Origin of the sequence: Paraclostridium tenue (assembly GCF_039521565.1) — a bacterium.
GTDB lineage: Bacteria > Bacillota > Clostridia > Peptostreptococcales > Peptostreptococcaceae > Paraclostridium > Paraclostridium tenue.
In genome coordinates, this window is sequence record NZ_BAAACP010000017.1 from 39,380 (window position 1) to 46,619 (window position 7,240).

Below are 7,240 nucleotides of genomic sequence, written 5' to 3' on the forward strand. Positions count from 1 at the left end.
TTTATTACTTAATCTTTAGTGGTATATATATTTTTAATGTAAATTTATTTTTTTCATCTATAATTTCCATATCTCCATCATACTTTTTTAGAGATTCTTTTATACTCGAAAGACCTATGCCATGAAGAAATGAATCCTTTTTACTACTAATTATTTTTTTATTTTTTATTTTGATTTCATTTGACTTGCTATTTTCACACTTTATCACATAATAAGATTTAACTATAGTTCCTCTTATATTTATATATCTATTATTTTCAACTTTTTTACATGCTTCTATTGCATTATCTATCATATTTGCAAATATAGCTGATACATCTATCATCTCTATAAAATCACATTTTTCAAAGTTTATATCACAAAACAAATCTATATTGTTTTTTATACATTCTGAATGTTTGTCACTTAAAATTATATCTAATATTCTGTTTCCACTATCAAATGTACTCTCAAAGCCCTTAAGCTCTTTTTTTATACTGTCTATGTACTCATTTATATCTTCATTTTCAATTTGCCTAATACAAGATATATGGTTATTAATATCATGATACAATTTTCTTACTTTCATTTGAGATTCTTGCATATTTAAATAATAGTTATATTGCATATCTAACTTATCATTGATAGCTTTTAGCTCTGATTTAGATTTCATACTTTTTATTAACTTATTTACAACTTTTACTAAAAATATATTGCAAAATATCATAATTACTGGTACTGTATTTTGAATTACCTTTATAAAACTAGATAATCCAAAATTCACCTTATAGTTTGTGTAATTTGGCAAATTATTTGCAATAATGTTATATAAATCTAAAATAAGATTTCCACCCACAAATATAAAAAATATACTTGTAGTATTTATAATTATGATTAAGCCAATATACAAATAGTATTTTTTATTTATATCTAAGTTTACAATTTTATTAAAATGTTTGATAAATATTATCAATATAGTATTTACTACTAAAAACTTAGCTAACTTATACCTTAATGCAGTATAGGTTATTATTAAGTCAAATACTCCTTCTAGTAATAAAAAACTTACCACATTCTCAAGTATAATATATCCAAATGAAAATACCATACTATAAATCAAAGAATCTTTTATGGAAATTTTAAATAAACTTTTGCATAATAAAGATAGTATTACGCCTTGAAAAATACAATACTCTATTTTTATAAATTCAATCTTTGGAAGTAGCAATATTAATATTATAAGTATTGATACTAGTATGTACTCCCACTTTTTTATAAGGTGTTTCCTATCTGTTAATTTATTTATCATTAGATAAAATATTCCAAGGTAAAGTATAGAGTTTATAATATATATTATTGATAAAATCAAAACTTCCCCCATTATAATACACTTCCTATATAGCTTAAAAATCTGACTTTTGTTTCTTTGAATCTATGACGACTTATAGGTACTTCATCTTTATTTTCAAGGATTGCTATATATTGTTTTATATTTTCAATATAACTAATATTAACTAAAAAACTTTTATGACATCTGAAAAAATTATATATACTTAACTCTTTTTCTATTTTATCTATACTCATTTTTATATTATAATCTTTATCTATAGTATGTATTGTCATATCTTTATTTTGAATTTCTATATATGTAATATGACTTATATTTATTTTGTAAACATCATTTTTTCCATTTACCACTATGTAGTTCTCTTTCTTCTCGTTTATTTCTTTTATACATGATGTCAAATGTTTTTTCAAATCATCAAACTTTATTGGTTTTAGTAAATATCTATATGCCCTTACCTCATACCCATCTTGAATATATTTTACTAGTGATGTTGTAAATATTATTTCCACTTCTTTTTTGTCTATTTCTCTAATTTTTTTAGCTATTTCCATTCCATTTAGTTTGTCCATTTTTATGTCTAGTAAAAATATATCTACATTTTCAGGATAGTTTTCAAGTAACTCTTCTCCTGAGATAAATGTTAGTATTTCATAGTCCTTTGTTATTTCTGTTAATATTTTATCTATGTATTGTTCTAATATTTCTTGTTGTTTTACTTCGTCTTCACATATTGCTATTTTTAACATTATGTCCTCCCCCAATTGTTATCTGCTACTTACTAAAGTTAATTATATATCAAAAATACAATATAATTCTAGTCGTATAGCTTTATAAATTATAATTTGAATGAGTTTTTATTAACGTAAAAAAGACATTGATTTTTTAATCAATGTCTTTTTGTGTATTTAAATAATGACTTATATAAATTTTTTTAGTTTTTATTTAAAAAATCTAAGGCAAATTGAACATGTAGTGCTGTACCATACTTAAAACAGTCTTCATCTATTTTAAACTTTTCGTGATGTGGATAGTAAATACTATCTTTCTCCTTATTATTATATCCAAGATATGCATATACTCCTTTTGCATATTTTAAGTAATAAGGGAAATCCTCTGATCCCATTAGTTTAGGTCCAGATACAGTTTTTCCTTCACCTAGTACTTTTTTAGCTGAATTCTTTGCAATAATAGATAATTCTTCATCATTATAAAGACTTATTGCACTTTCTTCTATATTTACATCAACCTTAATTTCATAAGCCTCTGCAATTGCTTTTGCATGTCTTTTTATACTTTGGTGAATAATTTCTCTAACTTTAGGGTCAAAATATCTCATTGATATATCAATATTTGTATATTTAGGAATTATATTAGCTTTAGTTCCTCCTATAAACTTTCCTACTGTAAGAACTACTGGCTCTTGTGGATCAATATTTTTAGTTGCTATTGCTTGTAATCCTGAAACAAAGGCACAAGCTGGATAAATAGTATCTTTTGCAAGATGTGGAGAAGATCCATGACCTGATACTCCTTCAAATTTAACATAAATAGTATCACAACCTGCCATTTTATATCCTGAATCAATATTTACATATCCAGTTTCAAGATCAGGCATACAATGTAATCCAAAGCAGGCATCTACTCCATCCATTCCTCCACCTTTTATGATTTCTTTTGCTCCTGTAAAAGTTTCTTCTCCTTCTTGGAAAAAGAATTTAATATTTCCATTTATCTCATTTTTCATTTCAGACAGTATTTTTGCTGCTCCAAGAATCATTGCAGTGTGAGCATCATGACCACAAGCATGCATTAATCCAGAATTTTTTGATGAAAATTCAACACCTGACTCTTCTATTATAGGAAGTGCATCCATATCTGCTCTTAAAGCTATAGTTTTTCCATCTTTTTTTCCATTTAACATAGCTACAACTGATGTATTTCCTACCTTTTTATAAGATATTCCCATCTTTTCAAGCTCTTTAATAACTATTTCCTGAGTTTTAAATTCTTTTCTACTTAATTCAGGATATTTGTGAAATTCTCGTCTTAAATTAATTACATATCCTTCAATATCTTTAGCTTTGTTTAATATTTCAGACATTTAAACACCTCTTTAACTTATTATCATTTTTTAACATTATTTTCTTTGATTTAATATTATCAGTTAAAATAAACTTGCATCAACGTAAATACTTTCCTTATATTTAACAGATATTATACAAATGAATAAATTTTCATTTTGCTATAATGATTAAGAAAATTTTTTCATACTATATTTATAAAAAAATAAGATATCCGCATATATTACGAATATCTTATAATAATTTTTATTTATGTTCTTATTTAATAAAATAATTTGAGTAAAATTTCTAATTTCAACCTATTCATAGGATCTTCTAAATCTATCTTTAGTAAATAAGTAATATCTTCTATTCTTTTTCGAACAGTATTTATATGTAAATATAAATTTTTAGCAGTAAGACTGAAGTTCATCTTACATTCTAAATACACTTTTAGTGTGTGTATATATTCTTTATATTTCTCATTATCTAATAAAACTCTAATATCTTTTAACATAATGTTAACTTCATCATCTTTTATATCCATCCAAGCAAAAGCTCCTAAATCTGAATAAGAACAAAAATCTTCTTTACTATATAAAAGTTTTCCAATATTAATAGCTTTCTCTGCTCTTTTGTAGCTTTTCTTTGTTTCATAAATAAAGTCTGGAATATCTGATATGCCAAAACTTAATTCTAAATTATCTATCTCTAATTCCAAGCGTTTTTTTAAATTAGATAACTTCTCTTTTATAAGATTAATATTTTGTTTTTCTAAAAGCTCACTATTTTCTTTAATTAAAAATAAACAACTATTATCTTCCACAAAGGCCATTTTATAATCTTCAAATCCAAATGCATTTCTTGTACAAATTTTTAAAGTTTCTCTTAGCCCTGACAAAATAATTTTCTCATTGGTTTGATTCATTACAATAATATAAAATTTGTTGTTTATACTTATATTAAGCTCATTAGCTATATTTATTATATTATCTTTGTCTTCTAGTTTGCCATTTAAAATATTTTCTATGAATTTTTCAAATTCACTATCTTCCATAATTTGTTTAACAAAAATTTGTTCGTACAACTCTTGTATTAATAAAAATCCTATTCTTAAAGAAAATTGGTCAAAATAATCAATAAGACCTGTAGCCTCAATAACAACAAAGTATGCTTTTACTTTATTATCTATAGTTATAGGAACTGTTATCCAACTAAATGGAGCTTCATATTTACTATCATAAAATCTATATCTTGACATTTTTATATCTTTGCACAAAATCTCTTTACTATAATCAAAGGAAGGTCTCCAAAAGTCTTCTATATTTAAATCCTTAGAAACTTCTTTAAATTTATTTGAACTATAATAGGCCTTATTGTTTGATAAATCATAAAGCATTGCGGAAAAATTCATTTCATATTCAACTGCATTTAAAATTTTATTAATTTTTCTAACTTGATACGATAAATCTAAAGACTTGTTAGAATTTATTTCTTTAATATTAAAACGATTTATGTTTTTATTCATTACTGTAACATTTAAGGCATTCATTATATCCATCCAAGAATCTTTGTATGGAATATCTATTAAAGGTATTTTATGTTTATTAAAATGTTCAATAATATTTTCAGGTATCTTTTTTAAAAATCTCCCCACTTTAATTCCAAAACAAGCTGTTCCCTTAAAGTGTTCAGAATTGATGTATTCTTCAAGCAGATTTGGATTTTGCATAAAAATATATCCTGAACTAATTACAAACTCTTTTTCTCTTGACCAATGAAATCCATCATCTGCATCAAGTACAGTTACGCCTTGAATTTGATTGTTTAAACCATTTTTGCCTGCTAAAATTTTGTATTCTTTAAAAAACTCTGCCTCAAGCATTTCTTTAACTGATATACCCATACTTCACCAACCTTAGACATTTAAAATAATATTAACTAAAAGTATAGTCCTTTTATATATTGATTATATACTAAATTAAGATAATTTTATTAAAATTTAAAAATACTACTATAATTTTATAGTAGTATTTTTCGTGTATTTCAATTGTGGAGACGAGTCGTGGGAATAATATCTACGATTAAATCTATCTATTTTTTTACTCTACTTAACATAGAAATTGCTTCTGCTCTGGTTATATTTCCTTTAGCTCTAATAGTTTTATCTTCATACCCATTTAAGTATCCTGATTCTATTGCACCTTCTACAGAAGATTTAGCCCATTCATCTGTTTGATGTCCATCTTTAAATAAATTTAACTTATCCAAGTTACTATCTTTATTATTCATTATGTTTGTTAATATCATAGCAACTTCTTGTCTAGTAATATTATCATTAGGAGCAAATTTATCTTTTGACTTACCTTTTATATATCCTATATTAATTCCTATACAAATATCTGAGTAGAACCAATCACTTTCGTTTACATCATCAAATTGTTCTGTACCCATTTGGTTATATCCAAAGACCTTATTTACTACTTTTACAAATTCAGCTCTTGTCATACTATTATCAGGTTTAAATGTTTTATCTTCATATCCATTTATGAAACCTTTCTCTACAAATAGCTTAATAGTTTTTTCTGCCCAATGTCCTTCTACATCATTAAACTCTATTTTATCTTCAACTGTTACAGCTATAGTTTTACTAGCTATAGCTCCGTGGCTATCTGTTACTTTATATACTACTTTGTATACTCCAACCTTTGATGTATCTACTGTATTTTCTATTACTTCTATCTTGTCACTTATATCTCCATCTTCATGGTCTTTTGCAGCTGCTAACTTCTTAGCATCAAACTTTTCTCCTACTTTAATTTTTACATCACTTGCAGTTATTTCTGGTACTCTGTTCATTCCTACTAATCCTTGTACCACATTTACTTTTATTTCTTTTTTTACACTTGCTCCTTGGCTATCTGTTACTTTATATACTACTTTGTATACTCCAGCCTTTGATGTATCTACTGTATTTTCTATTACTTCTATCTTATCTGTTATATCTCCATCTTCATGGTCCTTCGCAGTTGCTAACTTCTTAGCATCGAACTTTTCTCCTACCTTGATTTCTATATCACTTGCAGTTATTTCTGGTACTTTATTTATTGGTACTATAGGCATTTGATCATTATCAACATCGTAAGTTTTTGTTATTGTATTACCAAATACAGTTTTAAATTCTATAGTTACTTTATTCTTAGTTCCTATATTTACACCTTTTACATCAAATCTGCCTTTGTAATCTAAATCTACTTTCTTACCCTCTATATACATATCCGCTATATCAACTGTTGCACCCTTTATATCTATTTTTCCATCTGTTGCTACTAAAGGAGCATTATCTATTCTAACTGGTATATCTTGTACTGGATAATTAGACATACTCATAGACCCTATGGAATTTGATCCACTCATAACTATTGTTCCATTATATAATGTTGGATTTCCTCCCCAAGACATTTTAGTTCCATATAGTGTTTTGTTTATTGTTAATCCTCCATTAATTTTAAGCGCACCCAATACATATACATTTCCAGTAACTGTTACGTTGCCACTTACTGTAAGAACTGCTTCTGGACCTATGTATAAATCCCCATTTATTGTTTTATTTGACCAAATTTCATTTTTATTTACTACTGATACTCCTTGTATAGGTTTACTAGTATTAGTATATTCTGAAACATTAAAATCTCCAGCACTTAAATCCTCTTTCACACCCCCATAATTACTAATATGTATATTACGTACATAAACAGTATTATCATAGCTATCCTTAAGAGTTATATATTCTATCTTCCATTCTCCTTCTTCAGTCTTATCATCTATATCTATATATCCTTCATACAATTTT

General features: G+C 25.7%; 5 protein-coding genes. All 5 read right to left on the reverse strand.

Annotated features, from left to right (window positions below):
• Window positions 1-4: 4 nt before the first annotated feature.
• Window positions 5-1,288 carry a GHKL domain-containing protein gene (locus tag ABFX13_RS12140; protein WP_346046382.1) on the reverse strand — a complete coding sequence of 428 codons (1,284 nt, stop codon included), beginning with the start codon at window positions 1,286-1,288 and terminating at the stop codon, window positions 5-7.
• Window positions 1,289-1,359: 71 nt separating this feature from the next.
• A complete protein-coding gene (locus ABFX13_RS12145) occupies window positions 1,360-2,073 on the reverse strand; it encodes a LytR/AlgR family response regulator transcription factor (RefSeq protein ID WP_346046384.1) in 714 nt (237 codons plus the stop codon).
• A 185-nt stretch (window positions 2,074-2,258) separates the two neighbouring features.
• Window positions 2,259-3,428, reverse strand: a complete 1,170-nt coding sequence (locus ABFX13_RS12150; RefSeq protein WP_346046387.1) for an amidohydrolase — start codon at window positions 3,426-3,428, stop codon at window positions 2,259-2,261.
• Between the two features lie 242 nt (window positions 3,429-3,670).
• Window positions 3,671-5,293 (reverse strand): PucR family transcriptional regulator, encoded by a 1,623-nt coding sequence (locus ABFX13_RS12155; RefSeq protein WP_346046389.1) that lies wholly within the window; start codon window positions 5,291-5,293, stop codon window positions 3,671-3,673.
• 188 nt (window positions 5,294-5,481) lie between these two features.
• The coding region (locus ABFX13_RS12160; protein ID WP_346046391.1) for an S-layer homology domain-containing protein at window positions 5,482-7,240 on the reverse strand (1,759 nt) is incomplete at its 5' end.